The following is a 15994-nucleotide window of genomic DNA, read 5'->3' on the forward strand; positions in this document are numbered from 1 at the left end:
CTGAATATGAAATCCAAGCAGGCTTTGAAACTATGGCTTATAATATTTGTCATAGTTTCTAATGTCAGTGGATTTTTATTACTGACTTTTTGTAGAACATATACTGCCAAACTCCATATTATGAATAATTATTTAAAATCAGGCCTGTTGGCTGCTGCCTTGTTCAGTATGCCCGTTGCCGCCTTTGCCCAGCAACATACCGTTTATTTCAATCAAAACGGTAAACTGACGGCGACCATGCCTTCGGTTGCTTATGTTCGCCAATACAAGATTGAGGCAGGCAAGGCGCAGGTACAGGATTTTTACTATCCATCGATGAAAAAATATTCTGATCCTTATGAAATACCTGCCGGTCAGATTAAGGTTTTTGTGCCGGCGTTGGATAATGGTACGCTGACCCTGTGGCATTTCAACGGTCAGAAAAAGATGGTTGGCAGCTATCGCAACGGCAAACCGCATGGCGAATGGGTCAACTGGTATCCAAACGGTAAAAAATCCGCAGTAATGCCTTATCAAAATGGACTGAGTGAGGGCGTGGGTTCCCGCTATTACCGAAATGGTGTGAAAGAAAGCGAAATCCAGTTTAAGCACGATAAAGCCAACGGTCATTGGAAACAATGGTATTCAGACGGCAGCCCGAAAACCGAAATGATGATGAGCAATGATAAACCGACGGAGATCATCAGTTGGGATGAAAATGGCCGCATCGTGTCTGAATTAAGTATTCGCAACGGTAAACGCAGCGGCATTATTTTGGATTGGTATGATGATGGTGCGAAGAAATCTGAGCTGGTTTATAAAGACGACCAGTTGGTGAAAAAAACTTTCTGGGATACGGACGGATACGTTCTCGAATAATTTTGATTATAAAAAACCGCAGGCTGATCAGCTTGCGGTTTCTTATTACATGCAGCCTTTGTTTTGGCACAGGGTAAATAACGGCGCGCCGCTTTCACGGATTTTTTTGCCGCCGTCCAAGTCGGTAAATTCCAAAATGGCAGCCGCTTCGATTACTTCGCCGCCCAGTTTGCGGATCAGCTCGACACCTGCCAGCATTGTGCCGCCGGTTGCCACCAAATCATCTACCAACAAAACGCGTGCGCCTGGCTTGATGGCGTCGGTATGGATTTCTACCGTTGCTTCGCCATATTCCAAAGCATAACTTTGAGAAACCGTATCAAACGGCAGTTTGCCTTTTTTGCGGATGGGGACAAAGCCGACGTTCAGCTGATAGGCCAAAGCCGCGCCAATGATGAAGCCGCGCGCATCCAAGCCTGCCACGACATCAATTTTCTGCCCCATATAGCGGTAAACCAGTAAATCAACCAGCAGGCGGAAATATTCTGCGCTTTGCAAAACGGGAGTAATGTCATGAAACAAAATCCCTTTTTGCGGCCAGTTTTCAATTTTACGGATTTTGTCCGCCAAAGCCTCTACGCCCATTACTTCAGGATGAATCAACATCTCGACATTCCGAAATCAAAAAGTTTTTAACACGATATTGTAGCGGTCATATGCGGACTTGCCAAATTAATCGATACAATAGCCAAATTTTGCAACATGCCGTCTGAAATTCCGAGAAACATTGTGTTGTGTTATAATTTACAAATACATACCATCGGCTGAACCACCATGCAAAATCATAAAAAAGGCAATATTTACATCATTTCTGCCGCTTCCGGCACAGGTAAAACGACCTTGGTGTCGCGCCTGTTGAAAAATCATGACGACATCCGTGTTTCCATTTCTCATACTACACGCCAGCCGCGTGAAGGTGAGGCACATGGTGTGCATTATCACTTTGTTCCCAAAGAAGAATTTGAATCGCTGATTGAGCAAAGAGCCTTTTTGGAACACGCCAATGTGTTCGGCAATTATTACGGCACCAGCATTGCCGGCGTGAATTCGTTGAGCGAAGAGGGCTATGACGTAATTTTGGAAATTGATGTGCAAGGTGCGGCGCAAGTGCGTAAATCGTTGCCTGAAGCCAGCAGCATTTTTATTCTGCCGCCTTCCTTTGAAGTATTGGCGCAACGTTTGATCGGCCGTGGTACAGACAGCGAAGAAGTTATTCAAACACGCCTTTCAAAAGCCCGTCATGAGATTGAGCAATCCGTTTTGTTCGATTACGTCGTCGTGAATGACGATTTGGATCGTGCCGAGGCCGATTTGTTCCACATTATTAAAGCAGGCCGTCTGAAAAAATCCTCTCAACAGGGATTTATCTCAAACCTGTTGGAAAATTCGTAAAAAACAGCGAAAATAACCGTTTATTTGAAACATAGAAAGAAAGCAAGCAAACATGGCCCGTATTACTACTGAAGATTGCACAGGTAAAATCCCTAACCACTTCGACCTTACCCTCGTTGCCGCCCGTCGCGCACGCCAATTAGAAAACGGCAACACGCCTTTGGTTGACGACATCCGCAACAACAAACCAACCGTTACCGCCCTGCGCGAAATCGCAGCCGGACAAATCGGAACCGAGCTGCTGACCCGCAACAAATAAACCAACCGGCAAACCGATAAAACCGCCGCGCGGACTGTATCGGTGCGATATCACAACCGATACAGTCTGACGGCTTAAAAATAGCCATAAAAGGCCGTCTGAAAATGCCAGCCCCACTGCCTACTGCCCCCTATGATCCGTTGACAGCGGAAGCGCGCGAGCTTTTGTTTCGCACCGTATCCTATCTCAATACCAACGAGCAGGCCGAGCTTGAAAGAGCCGTTGCCTACGCTTTCCACGCCCATGACGGACAAACCCGTAAAAGCGGCGAACCCTACATCACCCATCCCCTTGCCGTTGCCACGCAGCTTGCGATTTGGCACATGGATGTTCAAGGCCTCTGCGCAGGCGTTATGCACGATGTATTGGAAGATACAGGTGTAACCAAAGTCGAAATGGCGGCAGAATTCGGCGATACCATTGCTGAAATGGTAGACGGTCTCTCCAAGCTGGAAAAACTCAAATTTGAAGATCATGCCGAGCATCAGGCGGAAAGTTTCCGCAAACTTATCCTCGCCATGACCAAAGACGTGCGCGTCATCGTCGTCAAACTTGCCGACCGATTGCACAATATGCGCACCCTTGGCTCTATGCGTCCGGAAAAACGCCGCCGCATCGCCAAAGAAACCCTCGAAATCTATGCTCAAATCGCCAACCGCATTGGCCTGAACAATGCGTATCAAGAGCTTCAAGACTTATCGTTCCAAAACCTCCACCCAAGACGCTACGAAACCCTGAAAAAAGCCATGAACAACAGCCGCAAAAATCGCCGCGATGTTGTTGGCAAAGTGTTGCGTGCATTCAGTCAGCGTTTGGTCGGTGTCAATATTGAAGCCAAAATCAAAGGCCGCGAGAAAAACTTATACAGCATCCATCAAAAAATGCTGGCAAAAAAACTGCGTTTTGCCGAAGTGATGGATATTTACGGCTTTCGGGTCATTGTAAACAGCATTCCTGCCTGTTATGCCGCGTTGGGCGCATTGCATAATTTATACCACCCCAAGCCTGGCCGTTTCAAAGACTATATCGCCATCCCGAAAAGCAACGGCTACCAAAGCCTGCACACGACCTTGGTCGGCCCTTACGGTTTGCCGATCGAAGTGCAAATCCGTACGCGTGAAATGGACGCTGTGGCTGAGGGTGGTATTGCCGGCCATTGGATTTACAAATCCGGTGAAAATACTCCGGACCAAGCCGTCCTCCATATGAACCGATGGATGAAAAATATTCTTGACCTGCAGGCCAGCAGCTCAAATGCCATCGAGTTTCTGGAGCATGTCAAAGTCGATTTGTTCCCCAACGAAGTCTATATCGTTACCCCGAAAGGCGATATCCTTACCTTGCCTAAAGGGGCGACACCGATTGACTTTGCCTATGCCGTTCACACCAATATCGGTCATAAAACCGTTGCCGCGCGTATCAATAACGTCATGATGCCGTTGCGCACCAAGCTGAAAACCGGCGATACGGTAGAAATCATTACTTCCGAGCATGCCAAGCCTAATGTGGCATGGCTGAACTTTACCGTTTCCAGCCGTGCGCGCAGCGCCATCCGCCAATACATTAAAAATCTGAATCGTCACGATGCCGTTGTTTTGGGTGAAAACCTGCTGCAAAAAGCTTTATCCAGCCTGTTGCCTAAAGACATCCTGCTTTCAGACGACCTCAAAGAAAAATACCTTGCCGATTTGAATACCAAACAAACCTCGTTTGAAGAGGTTCTCTACAATGTCGGTATGGGGCATACTTTGCCGGTACACGTTGCCATGCACATTGCCGAGTTGGCAGGCCAACATTTTGGCAGCGCGGTCAAACTCAGCCCGATCAAAGTCAATGATCAAGAAACCGGCCGGATTCATTTTGCCGAATGTTGCCATCCGATTCCCGGCGATGCAATCCGCGCCTTATTGGTCAAAGACAGGGGTATGATTATCCACCGTGATACCTGCCAAACTTTGGTCAAAGCCGATCCGGAAGAGCAACTCGATGCGGGCTGGGACAGTTTGCGCAATCAAACGTATCGCACCATCCTCAATGTCAAATCCGAAGATGCGCATGGTTTGTTGGCCTCAATGGCGCAAGCGATTTCCAATTCCGGTGCGGATATCGAATCTGTCGATACGCCAACCAAAGCGCAAGCAGGAACAGAAGGTTTTGTAGAATTTAAATTTACAATTAAAGTCAAAGACTTGGATCAGGTTAATCAGATTATTCATACAATGCATGCCAATCCGAATATCCGCAAAGTGATTCGAGGATAATCTTGTTAATAAGCAAAGGCCGTCTGAAAGTGTGTTCAGACGGCCTTTTTGATGTTTACAAATAAAAGCTGTTGGCTTCTTTTTAAGAGGGTTTATGGCTTGTTTGTAATTAGATTGGGTTTAACTCAACCAAAAACGGAAAACCAAAAAGAAAACTAAGGCCAAAACGCCGGCCCAAACCAGTAACATGAATCCGGCTACTGCCTGACCCAAGCGGTAAACAGGATTTTTGCGTTCGTCTTCGAGTAGGGGATTAGGTGTATCGTGCGGTTTGTCGGACATGATGAAGCTCTGATTGAATTATTGAATAAAAGCGTAAGGGTACGCCGATAGAAGCAAAGATTCAAGTGGGAATGATTATTGATAGAAGTCTTCGTTTTCATTCCACGCCGTTTTTAAGGCCGTCTGAATGGTGTCGGTACTAAAGCCGCGATAGGCAAGGAAACGCGCTTGTTTTTGTTTTTCTTTCAAATCTTGAGCTTCCTGCTTGAATTTTTTACGCAAGACGGAAATGGCGGTTTGCAGCTCGTCCTCCCTGTCGGGTAGGAACTCCCGACAATCGTCTGCATCGATACCTTGTTGCGCCAAGGCTTGTTTGAGGCGGAGCGTGCCATAACGGTTGCTCTTGCTGTGAATATAGGCTTCTGCGTAACGTTGGTCGGATTGCCAATTTCGTTCGGCGAATTCGTCCAAAACCTTTTCCAACTCTTCTTCGCTTTCTGCGTGAGGAGCCAGTTTACGTTTCAAGCCGACACGGCTGACTTCCTGACGGGAAAGGATGTCCAAGGCGCGGGCGCGTAAGGTTTTGGGAGGTTTCATGGGAATATGGAAGGGGAGGGATGTTAACTACATTAAATTACATTTCAGACGGCCTGATTGGGTGAAAGAACCGAAAAGGCCGCCTGAAAATAAAGCCGAATTATTCTTCGTCTTTGTTTTTTTGCGGTTGCAGATTTTCGTAGATTTCAGGCAGGGCGCGAATCAACAAATCAGGTTTGGTCGCTTTGTCTTGAGAGAGCAAGGTCATGTCGCCGTAGCCGAATGTTACGCCGACGCTGAAGCAACCGGCCGCTTTGGCGGCAATAATGTCATTTTTAGAGTCGCCCACCATCAGCATATTGGCAACGTCGATGCCCAAAACTTCGGCTGCATGTTGAAGCGGCAATGGGCTGGGTTTTTTCTCGGTCAGGCTGTCGCCGCCGAGAACCAGGCTGAAGTAGTCGTCGAGATTGAGCTGTTTCAGCAGCTCGGCTGCCAGTACTTCGTTTTTGTTGGTAATGACAACCAATGGAATACCCAAGGACTTGAGCAGACCGAGGCCGGCTTCGGTTTCAGGGTAGGGGCGGGTAAAGTCGCTCAAGTGCTCGCGATAATATTTCATAAAGAACACAAAGCCTTTTTCCCAGATTTCAGGATCGGCTTCTTTTTCACGATCATTGGTAATGACGCGATGAACCAACTTGCCGATGCCGTCGCCGACATAACTTTCAACCGTTTGGGTAGGTAAAACAGGTAAACCCAAGTGCGCACACATGGCTTGGGCTGCTGCGGCCAAATCGGGAACGGAATCACATAAGGTCCCGTCCAAATCAAAGGCAACAGCTTGAACGTGTTCTAAAGCAGCAGTGGTCATTGAGTAGCTTTCTGTCATATTATTTAAGCGGTTATTTTAACATTGTTTGCCTGATTTGCCGATTTTTTGCCGATTTTTTGCCGATTCTTTAAAAAGATGTTTGTTTAAATTGTTAACAATTTTTGATGGTGTAAGACTGTCAGCCTATTGGGAATGTGAAAGGGATTTTGTCAACAAAAAGGGTGGTTTGGTAGGCATTAAAAAACAAAGGGTTTGTGTGTTTTTTTGAATGGTTTGATGAGCATTTATACTAGGCCGTCTGAAAATTTTTTGGTTGGTGTGCCGATATTTTCAGACGACCTCAAACTAAATTCATATATAAATGAATAGATTCGCTTTTTATCGACTACATGCTATTACATTTTTGTCCGTTTTTGTATATAGTAACGTGTATGGCTCTCGTCTAATCATATGTATGAAAAGGAAAAATACATGTCCGCATCTGCTGTAAAAGAAACGCTGAATCCGTTTGAAATTGCGCAAAAACAAGTGAAAACTGCCTGCGACCGTCTGAATGCCGATCCAGCAGTATTTGAAATCTTGAAAAAGCCACAACGTGTTTTGGAAGTCAACTTCCCTGTCAAACTCGACAACGGTACAGTAGAAAATTTCACCGGCTACCGTTCACAACACAATAATGCCGTCGGCCCTTACAAAGGCGGCGTACGTTTCCATCCTAATGTGAATATGGACGAGGTTAAAGCCCTGTCTATCTGGATGACCATCAAATGCTGCGTGGCCGGTATTCCTTACGGCGGCGGTAAAGGTGGTATTACTTTGGATCCGCGTAACTATTCCGAAGCGGAATTGGAACGCATCGCCCGCGCTTATTCCGAAGCCATTTCTCCGCTGATCGGCGAGAAAATCGATATTCCTGCCCCTGATGTGAACACCAACGGCAAAATCATGTCTTGGATGGTTGATGCCTATGAAAACGTGGTGAAACATTCTGCACCGGGCGTGTTCACCGGCAAACCGGTTGAGTTTGGTGGCTCCTTGGCGCGTACCGAAGCCACCGGTTACGGCGTAAACTTCGCCGCCGTCCAAGCTTTGGAAAAACTGGGCAAAGACGTGAAGGGTGCTACTTACGCCATTCAAGGTTTCGGTAACGTGGGCTACCACACCGGTTACTATGCACATAAAGCTGGTGCGAAAATCGTTGCCGTATCTACTGTTGACGTTGCCATCTACAACGAAAACGGCTTGGATATGGAAGCAATCATCAAAGAATTCCAAACCAAAGGTTTCATCACCAACGAAGCCGGCTACGGCAAAGAAATCAGCAACGCCGAACTTTTGGCTCTGGAAGTGGACGTACTCGCCCCTTGCGCGCTGGAAAACCAACTGACTTCTGAAAACGCCGGTAAAGTCCGTGCGAAAATCGTGGTTGAAGGTGCAAACGGCCCAACTACTCCTGAAGCCGACGTTATCCTGCGTCAAAACGGCGTATTGGTTGTTCCTGATATTTTGGCAAACTGCGGCGGCGTGGTGGTATCCTATTTTGAATGGGTACAAAACCTGCAAGGCTACTACTGGGAGTTTGACGAAGTTCAAGAGAAAGAAACCGTTGTCCTGCGCCGTGCGTTCCGCGATATTTGGAACTTGGCTCAAGAATACGATGTCGACCTGCGTACCGCTTCTTACATGATGAGTATCCGTCGTGTTGAAAAAGCAATGAAACTGCGCGGCTGGTATTAATCGGTTGAGCGATAGCTAAGAGTAGGCCGTCTGAAACCTGTTTTCAGACGGCCTTAATGTTTTTGATAAGAGCCTTTACAAATTTTAATCCACCTTGATTCCATTTCATTCAAACTCAGCTATAATCCCCTTTTTTGACCTTTCCGGAAAAGACATAATCATGAACAAAACTTTCAAATTCAGCGCATTGGCTTTGTCTGCTTTGTTGGCACTGACTGCTTGCAACCAAAAAGACACTGCCGCTAAAGATGCCCCTGCTGCTTCCGCAGCTTCAAATGCGGCTGCAGATGCTTCAGCCATCGGTTCTACTGCCCAACAAGCCAGCTACGCAATGGGTGTGGACATCGGCCGTTCATTGAAACAAATGAAAGACCAAGGTACGGAAATCGATTTGAAAGTCTTCACCGAAGCCATGGAAGCCATGTTTGAAGGTAAAGAAGTCAAAATGACTGAAGCCCAAGCTCAGGAAGTGATGATGAAATTCCTGCAAGAGCAACAAGAAAAAGCCACTGCCAAACGTGCTGAAGATGCCAAAGTAAACTTGGAAAAAGGCGAAGCGTTCTTGAAAGAAAACGCGACTAAAGAAGGCGTGAAAACCAGCGCTTCCGGTCTGCAATACAAAATCATCAAAGAAGGCGAAGGCAAAAAACCGACTAAAGACGACATCGTTACCGTTGAATACGAAGGCCGTCTGATTGATGGTACTGTATTTGACAGCAGCAAAAACAGCGGCGAACCTGTAAGCTTCCCTGTAAGCCAAGTGATTCCAGGTTGGACTGAAGGTATCCAGCTCTTGAAAGAAGGCGGCGAAGCAACATTCTACATCCCTGCTAAATTGGCTTACCGCGAAGTGGGTGCCGGCGATAAAATCGGTCCGAACGCTACTTTGGTATTCGACGTGAAACTGGTTAAAGTCGGCGCGCCTGATGCAGTTGCACAACAACCTGTACAAGTTGACGTACAAAAAGTTCAATAATCCGAATCAAGGCTTACGCCCTTAAACAACGGATAAAAGGCCGTCTGAAAAATTCCGTTTCAGACGGCCTTTGTTCCAAACAAGCAAGGAATTATGATGAAAAATATCGTCATCCTTATTTCCGGACGCGGCAGCAATATGCAGGCGATTGTGAATGCCAATATTCCCGATGCCAACATTGCAGCCGTATTGAGCAACAGCGAGACCGCAGCCGGATTGGCATGGGCGGCAGAGCGCGGTATTGCCACTGACAGTTTGAACCATAAAAACTTCGACTCGCGTCTGGCATTTGATCAAGCCATGATGGAAAAAATCGATGCCTATCAGCCGGATTTGGTCGTATTGGCGGGCTTTATGCGCATTTTGACCCCGGAATTCTGCGCACATTATGAAAACCGCCTGATCAATATCCATCCGTCCATCCTGCCTTCTTTCACCGGTTTGCATACCCACGAACGCGCATTGGAAGCAGGTTGCCGTGTGGCAGGCTGCACCATCCATTTCGTGACGCCCGAGCTGGATTGCGGCCCGATTATTTCGCAAGGCATTGTTCCTATTTTGGACGGCGATACCGCTGACGATGTTGCCGCACGCGTGCTGACGATTGAACACCAGCTTTTCCCGCAAGCTGTTGCCGACTTTGTTGCAGGTCGTCTGAAAATCGAAGGCAACCGCGTTTTGAATGCACAACGCAATGCCGCCGGTCAAAGCCTGTTGGCTTAATTAAAATACCATACACACAAGGAAAACATCATGAATCCGATTAAAACAACCCTGCTGACACTTTCCCTGCTCACTGCCTCTATCGGCGCACAAGCCGCTGAATTGCCGCAATCTGCCGTTTTGCAATACTCAGGCAGCTACGGTATTCCTGCGACCATGACCTTCACACGCAGCGGCAACCAATACAAAATCGTCTCTACCATCAAAGTACCGCTTTACAATATCCGTTTTGAATCCGGCGGCAGCATCAACGGCACGACCTTGAATCCGTCTTACTACAAAGATGTACGCGGCGGCAAAGTGTATGCCGAGGCCAAATTCTCCGGCGACAACATCACTTACGGCAAAGCAGGTGATTTGAAAACCGAAAAATCCGGCCCGGCCATGGACTTATTTACTTTGGCATGGCAACTGGCCGCCAATGACGTGCGCCTGCCGTCAGGTTTGAAAATTACCAACGGTAAAAAACTGTACACCGTCGGCAGCATGAACAAAATCGGCAGCGAAAGCTATAAACTGAACGGCGGTACAACGCCAGTGAGCAAATATCGCGTCCGCCGTGGCGACGATACCGTAACTTACTCTTTTGCTTCCGATATCGACAATATCCCTGCGCAAATCAGCTATACCGATGACGGCAAAACCTACAACCTGAAACTGACTTCCGTCAAAATCAACGGTAAAGTAGTGAAACCGTAATCTCTATTTGCTCAAACAAGAAGGCCGTCTGAAAAGTTTTCAGACGGCCTTTTATCTTTACAGCAACACAATATCGTATTGTTCCTGCGTGTAGGCGGTTTCGACTGCCAGCGAAATCGGTTTGCCGATAAAGTCTATCAACATCGCCAGCGATTGCGATTCTTCGTCTAGGAACAAGTCGATGACATTTGGAGCGGCCAAAATGCGGAAGGCTTGGACATCGTAGCGGCGCGCTTCGCGGACGATTTCGCGTTGGATTTCGTAGCACACGGTTTGCGGCGTTTTCAGACGGCCCCGACCTTGGCAGGAAGGGCAAGGTTCGCAGAGGATTTGGCTTAAGTTTTCACGCGAGCGTTTGCGGGTCAGTTCGACAAGACCCAGGCTGGTAAAGCCGTTGAGGGTGACGCGGGTGCGGTCGAAACTGAGGGCTTTGGCAAGCTCTTGCAGGACGGCTTCGCGGTGGACTTCCTGCGCCATATCGATGAAGTCGATGATGATGATGCCGCCGAGGTTGCGCAGGCGAAGTTCGCGGGCGATGGTGTGGCAGGCTTCGAGGTTGGTGCGGAAGATGGTTTCATCAAAATTGCGCGCGCCGACAAAGCCGCCGGTGTTGACATCGATGGTGGTCATGGCTTCGGTGGACTCGATGATGAGGTAGCTGCCGAAGTTGAGATTGACGCGCGGTTGCAGGGCGCGGGCGATTTCCTGCTCGATGTTGTGGGTTTCAAATAGGGGGCGTTCGCCTTTAAACAATTCGATCCTGCCCAATGCACCTTGAACGTATTGTTCGGCAAACTGGGTCATGCGGCGGTGGTTTTCAGTCGAGTCGACCAGGATTTTGTGCGTATCGAGGCTGAACATATCGCGCAATACGCGCAGGCTCAAAGGCAAATCTTGATAGAGCAGGGTTTCGGGCGGCTGAATTTTTGCCTGTTTTTGAATGTGTTCCCACACTTTGGTCAGATAGTTGATGTCTGATTGCAGTTGGTCATCGGAAGCGTTTTCAGCGTTGGTGCGGATGATGTAGCCGTGGCAGGCGTTTTCGGGCAGCAGGTTGTTGAGGCGCTCCCTCAAACTGCTGCGTTCCGCATCGTCTTCAATGCGTTGGGAAATGCCGATGTGGTCTTCTTGCGGAAGATGGACGAGGAAACGGCCGGCCAGTGAGATTTGGGTGGACAGGCGCGCGCCTTTGGTGTTGATGGGGTCTTTGATGACCTGAACCAAGACAGACTGGCCTTCAAAGAGCATGTGTTCGATGCGTTGGGTTTCGTCCGGATTGCGGCGTTGTTCGAGGACATCGACGATATGCAAAAACGCGGCGCGTTCCAAGCCGATATCGATAAACGCACTTTGCATGCCGGGGAGGACGCGTTTGACAACGCCCAAATAAATATTGCCGACCAAGCTGTGGCCGCTGTTGCGCTCGATGTGCAGTTCGCAGATATTGTTCTCTTCTAAAACGGCTACACGCGTTTCTTGCGGCGTAATGTTGACGAGGACGGTTTCGGGCGGACGCACGGCGTCCTTGGGGATGGGAATTCCTGAAAGCATGGGGATACCTGATTTTGAATAGAAAAACTTTTGCGATGTGTTCTTCTCCAAAAAACAAATGGCAAAAGTCATTCTGCGAAAGCGCTTATCATACTTGAATTATGGTTTTTCCGCATCTGCACAAATGTTTATGGCCAAGAGGCCGTCTGAATGTTTTTTACAACCGTACGGCGGGAATACTTGTAAAATAGCATCTATGCCCATATAGTCATGAACATTGGTATTTTGGAAGAAATCATGCAAACCGTTACTGTTTATACCGGTCCATATTGCCCGTACTGCACCATGGCGAAAAGGCTGTTGCAGGCGGTGGGTGTGAAAGAAATCAACGAAATCCGCATCGACGGCAATCCGGAAGTTTTTGCCGAAATGCAGCAGCTTTCCGGCCAGCGCAGCGTGCCGCAGATTTTTATCGGCGACACCCATGTCGGTGGCTTTACCGATTTGTACCGCTTGCAGCAGGAAGGCAAGTTGGACGAATTACTGAATCCTTAACCCTTAACTTAGGAAAATAAAATGAGCGAAGAATTGCAACCCGTATTTAGCGTTGAGCGTTTGTATGTAAAAGACTTGTCTTTGGAAGTGCCTCACGCACCACAAATCTTCTTGGAACAAGGCGAGCCTGAAGTGGATATGCGCGTTTCTACCGGCAACACCAAACTGGAAGACGGCTTCTACAGCGTGGACGTTACCGTGACCGTGACTGCCAAACTGAACGAAGAGCGCACCATGTTCTTGAACGAAGTAACCCAAAGCGGCATCTTCCGTCTGGAAAACATTCCTGAAGAAGACGTACAACTGCTGCTGGGCGTTGCTTGTCCAAACATCCTGTTCCCTTACGCACGCGAAGCCATTTCCAACAGCGTAACCCGCGCCGGCTTCCCACCTGTACTGCTTGCTCCGATCAACTTCGAAGCAATCTACGAAGAACAACAGGGAGCTAACGCTTAATCGCGTTATACCTAAATTAAGGCCGTCTGAAACATTGCGTTCAGACGGCCTTTTTGTTTTCGGATAAAATACAGCAAACTTTCAATCAGCTGCCTTTTAAGATGACGCCCGAAACCCAAAAACAGCTCAAAATTACCGATGTTTCCGCTAAGAAACTCGACAAACTCAACCTCCATACTGCATGGGATTTGGTTTTGCATTTGCCGCTGCGTTACGAGGACGAGACGCACATCATGCCGATTAAGGATGCGCCGATCGGCGTGCCGTGTCAGGTTGAGGGCGAGGTCATCCATCAGGAAGTAACGTTCAAACCGCGCAAGCAGCTGATTGTCCAAATCGCCGACGGTTCCGGCAGTGTCCTTTTTCTGCGCTTCATCCACTTTTACGCCAGCCATCAGAAGCAGATGGCGGCCGGCAAACGCATTCGCGCCGTGGGTGAAATCAAACACGGGTTTTACGGCGACGAGATGATTCATCCCAAAATCCGCGATGCCGAGAGCAGCGGTTTGGCGGAAAGCCTCACGCCGATTTATCCGACCGTAAACGGTTTAAATCAACCCACTTTGCGCCGTATTATTCAGACGGCCTTGGACGTTACGCCGCTGCACGACACGCTGCCCGATGCCTTATTGGGTCGTCTGAAACTGCCGCACCTCGCCGAAAGTCTGCGCCTTTTGCATTCGCCGCCGCCGAGTTTTACCATCCACCAGCTTTCCGACGGCGCGCTTCCCGCATGGCAGCGGCTCAAATTCGACGAACTTTTGGCACAACAGTTGTCCATGCGGCTGGCGCGACAGAAGCGCGTCAGCGGCACGGCGGCGGCATTGGGCGGCGACGGCACGTTGACCCAAGCCCTGCGCCACGCTTTGCCGTTTGCCCTGACCGATGCCCAAGAAAGAGTCGTATCCGAAATCCGCCGCGACATGGCGCAAACCCACCCGATGCACCGCCTGCTGCAAGGCGATGTCGGCAGTGGCAAAACCATCGTCGCCGCCTTGTCCGCGCTGACCGCCATCGAATCCGGCGCGCAGGCGGCTGTGATGGCGCCGACTGAAATCCTTGCCGAACAGCATTTCATCAAGTTCAAACAATGGCTCGAACCTTTAGGACTCGAAGTCGTCTGGCTTTCCGGCAGCCAGCGCAAAAAAGCCAAAGACGAAGCCAAAGCCAAACTTGCCGACGGCACCGTTAAAATCGCCGTCGGCACGCACGCCCTGTTTTCAGACGACGTCGAGTTCCAAAATCTGGGCTTGGTGATTGTGGACGAGCAACACCGCTTCGGCGTCGCCCAACGCCTCGCCCTCAAAAACAAAGGGCGCGACGTCCACCAGCTGATGATGTCCGCCACGCCCATCCCGCGCACGCTTGCCATGAGTTTCTTCGCCGACTTGGACGTGTCCGTCATCGACGAATTACCGCCCGGGCGCACCCCGATTAAAACCCGCCTCGTCAACAACGTCCGCCGCGCCGAAGTCGAAGGCTTCGTTCTCAACATCTGCCGCAAAGGGCAGCAGGCATACTGGGTCTGCCCGCTGATTGAAGAAAGCGAAACCCTGCAACTGCAAACCGCTACCGAAACCCTCGAGCAACTTCAGACGGCCTTACCCGAACTCAGCATCGGCTTGGTACACGGGCGCATGAAAGCCGCTGAAAAAGCCGAAGTCATGGCGGAGTTTGCCGCAGGCCGTCTGAACGTCTTGGTCGCCACCACCGTCATCGAAGTCGGCGTAGATGTGCCCAATGCCGCCCTGATGGTGATCGAACACGCTGAACGCATGGGCTTGGCGCAGCTACACCAATTACGCGGACGGGTAGGGCGTGGCGCGGCAGAAAGCGTGTGTGTCCTCCTGTTTGCCGAACCCTTGAGCGAACTCGCCAAAGCGCGGCTGAAAGTCATCTACGAACACACCGATGGCTTCGAAATCGCCCGCCAAGACCTCAACATCCGCGGACCCGGCGAATTTCTCGGCGCGCGCCAAAGCGGCGTTCCCATGCTGCGCTTTGCCAACCTTGAAGAAGACTTACACCTTTTAGAACAAGCGCGCGAAATCGCCCCTTTGCTGATTGAGCAAAACCCTGAAATCGTCGAAGCGCATTTGGCAAGATGGCTTTCCAGCAGGGAAGGTTATTTGGGCGTATAAAATTTATTTGAAAAGAAAAAGGCCGTCTGAAATATTTCAGACGGCCTTATGATTTGCGTTGATGCAGCTTTTAGAAACCTTGCGCCAACATGGCATCGGCAACTTTAACGAAACCGGCAATGTTCGCACCATTGACATAGTTCACTTTGTCGCCGACTTTGCCGTATTTCAGGCAAGACTCATGGATGCTGTGCATGATGTCGAACAGGCGGCTGTCCACTTCTTCGCGTGTCCAAGACAGGCGGATGGCGTTTTGACTCATTTCCAAACCTGAAGTCGCTACGCCGCCGGCGTTGGAGGCTTTACCCGGAGCGTAGAGGATGCCGGCTTTGATAAATTGTTCGACTGCGCCCAAAGTTGACGGCATGTTCGCACCTTCGGCAACCACATAGCAACCGTTGGCCAGCAGGATTTTGGCAGCGTCTGCATCCAATTCGTTTTGGGTGGCGCAAGGCAGGGCGACTTCGGCCGCGATGTTCCACGGTTTTTGGTTTTCAAAGTATTGCAGGCCTTGTTCTTTGGCGTAAGTGGCCACGCGTTCGCGGCGTACTTCTTTCAGCTCGATCAAAGCGGCCAATTGCGCTTCAGTCATACCGCTGTCAGGGAAGAGGACAAAGCCGTTGGAGTCGGAAACGGTCAATACTTTTGCACCCAGTTGGATGGCTTTTTCGGCAGCGTATTGCGCCACGTTGCCGGAGCCGGAAATCAACACGCGTTTGCCTTCGATGCTGTCGTTGCGGGTTTCCAACATGGCTTGGGCAAAATACACGCAGCCGTAGCCGGTGGCTTCAGGGCGAATCAGGCTGCCGCCCCATTCGAGGCCTTTGCCGGTCAGGACGGAAGCAAATTCGT

At 49.5% G+C, this 15994-nt stretch carries 16 protein-coding genes and 1 pseudogene; 11 read left to right on the plus strand and 6 right to left on the minus strand.

Annotated elements, in window-relative coordinates:
• Positions 1-120: 120 nt before the first annotated feature.
• A complete protein-coding gene (locus ACTHUT_RS07315) occupies positions 121-858 on the plus strand; it encodes a toxin-antitoxin system YwqK family antitoxin (RefSeq protein WP_128580831.1) in 738 nt (245 codons plus the stop codon).
• Positions 859-903: 45 nt separating this feature from the next.
• On the opposite strand, the gene ACTHUT_RS07320 is transcribed toward ACTHUT_RS07315, so the two are convergent.
• On the minus strand, positions 904-1464 hold the full coding sequence (locus ACTHUT_RS07320) for an adenine phosphoribosyltransferase (protein ID WP_003686145.1): 561 nt from the start codon (positions 1462-1464) through the stop codon (positions 904-906).
• A gap of 168 nt (positions 1465-1632) precedes the next feature.
• Here ACTHUT_RS07320 and gmk point away from each other — a divergent pair, with 168 nt between their 5' ends.
• From gmk to ACTHUT_RS07335, 3 genes are all read left to right on the plus strand, one after another.
• Positions 1633-2250: a guanylate kinase gene (gmk, locus tag ACTHUT_RS07325; RefSeq protein WP_003686079.1), complete on the plus strand. Its 618-nt coding sequence runs from the start codon at positions 1633-1635 to the stop codon at positions 2248-2250.
• A gap of 52 nt (positions 2251-2302) precedes the next feature.
• Positions 2303-2509 carry a DNA-directed RNA polymerase subunit omega gene (gene rpoZ / locus ACTHUT_RS07330; protein WP_003682294.1) on the plus strand — a complete coding sequence of 69 codons (207 nt, stop codon included), beginning with the start codon at positions 2303-2305 and terminating at the stop codon, positions 2507-2509.
• A gap of 104 nt (positions 2510-2613) precedes the next feature.
• On the plus strand, positions 2614-4770 hold the full coding sequence (locus tag ACTHUT_RS07335) for a RelA/SpoT family protein (RefSeq protein ID WP_250599971.1): 2157 nt from the start codon (positions 2614-2616) through the stop codon (positions 4768-4770).
• Between the two features lie 120 nt (positions 4771-4890).
• Here the strand turns inward: ACTHUT_RS07335 and ACTHUT_RS07340 are convergent, their stop codons facing one another.
• The 3 genes from ACTHUT_RS07340 to ACTHUT_RS07350 all read right to left on the minus strand — a co-directional run bounded on the left by ACTHUT_RS07340 (position 4891) and on the right by ACTHUT_RS07350 (position 6403).
• Positions 4891-5052, minus strand: coding sequence for a hypothetical protein (locus tag ACTHUT_RS07340; protein ID WP_039861975.1), 162 nt, complete (start codon positions 5050-5052; stop codon positions 4891-4893).
• A gap of 75 nt (positions 5053-5127) precedes the next feature.
• On the minus strand, positions 5128-5589 hold the full coding sequence (gene recX, locus ACTHUT_RS07345) for a recombination regulator RecX (RefSeq protein WP_250599973.1): 462 nt from the start codon (positions 5587-5589) through the stop codon (positions 5128-5130).
• Between the two features lie 100 nt (positions 5590-5689).
• Positions 5690-6403, minus strand: coding sequence for a phosphoglycolate phosphatase (locus ACTHUT_RS07350; RefSeq protein ID WP_250599975.1), 714 nt, complete (start codon positions 6401-6403; stop codon positions 5690-5692).
• 432 nt (positions 6404-6835) lie between these two features.
• Between ACTHUT_RS07350 and ACTHUT_RS07355 the strand changes: the two genes are divergently transcribed.
• The 4 genes from ACTHUT_RS07355 (at position 6836) to ACTHUT_RS07370 (ending at position 10499) form a co-directional block, all read left to right on the plus strand.
• Positions 6836-8101 (plus strand): Glu/Leu/Phe/Val family dehydrogenase, encoded by a 1266-nt coding sequence (locus ACTHUT_RS07355; protein WP_039861976.1) that lies wholly within the window; start codon positions 6836-6838, stop codon positions 8099-8101.
• A gap of 160 nt (positions 8102-8261) precedes the next feature.
• Complete coding sequence (locus ACTHUT_RS07360; RefSeq protein ID WP_250599977.1) at positions 8262-9077, plus strand: FKBP-type peptidyl-prolyl cis-trans isomerase; 816 nt, start codon at positions 8262-8264, stop codon at positions 9075-9077.
• 96 nt (positions 9078-9173) lie between these two features.
• On the plus strand, positions 9174-9800 hold the full coding sequence (gene purN / locus ACTHUT_RS07365; protein ID WP_250601720.1) for a phosphoribosylglycinamide formyltransferase: 627 nt from the start codon (positions 9174-9176) through the stop codon (positions 9798-9800).
• A 30-nt stretch (positions 9801-9830) separates the two neighbouring features.
• A complete protein-coding gene (locus ACTHUT_RS07370; RefSeq protein WP_250599979.1) occupies positions 9831-10499 on the plus strand; it encodes a DUF3108 domain-containing protein in 669 nt (222 codons plus the stop codon).
• A 57-nt stretch (positions 10500-10556) separates the two neighbouring features.
• Here the strand turns inward: ACTHUT_RS07370 and ACTHUT_RS07375 are convergent, their stop codons facing one another.
• Entirely contained in the window at positions 10557-12050 is a 1494-nt protein-coding gene (locus ACTHUT_RS07375; protein ID WP_070713423.1) for an Rne/Rng family ribonuclease, read from the minus strand.
• Between the two features lie 237 nt (positions 12051-12287).
• On the opposite strand from ACTHUT_RS07375, the gene grxC reads away from it, so the two are divergent.
• The 3 genes from grxC to recG all read left to right on the plus strand — a co-directional run bounded on the left by grxC (position 12288) and on the right by recG (position 15142).
• The gene (grxC, locus tag ACTHUT_RS07380) at positions 12288-12545 is read left to right on the plus strand and encodes a glutaredoxin 3 (RefSeq protein WP_003684090.1); all 258 of its coding nucleotides are present in this window, start codon (positions 12288-12290) and stop codon (positions 12543-12545) included.
• Positions 12546-12566: 21 nt separating this feature from the next.
• Positions 12567-13001 (plus strand): protein-export chaperone SecB, encoded by a 435-nt coding sequence (secB, locus tag ACTHUT_RS07385; RefSeq protein ID WP_250599981.1) that lies wholly within the window; start codon positions 12567-12569, stop codon positions 12999-13001.
• Between the two features lie 101 nt (positions 13002-13102).
• Positions 13103-15142, plus strand: coding sequence for an ATP-dependent DNA helicase RecG (gene recG / locus ACTHUT_RS07390; protein WP_250599983.1), 2040 nt, complete (start codon positions 13103-13105; stop codon positions 15140-15142).
• Positions 15143-15212: 70 nt separating this feature from the next.
• On the opposite strand, the pseudogene ACTHUT_RS07395 reads toward recG, so the two are convergent.
• Positions 15213-15994 (minus strand): annotated as a pseudogene (locus ACTHUT_RS07395) (NADP-specific glutamate dehydrogenase); the annotation flags it as partial.

The sequence above is a fragment of the Neisseria sp. P0022.S010 genome, from assembly GCF_051956635.1.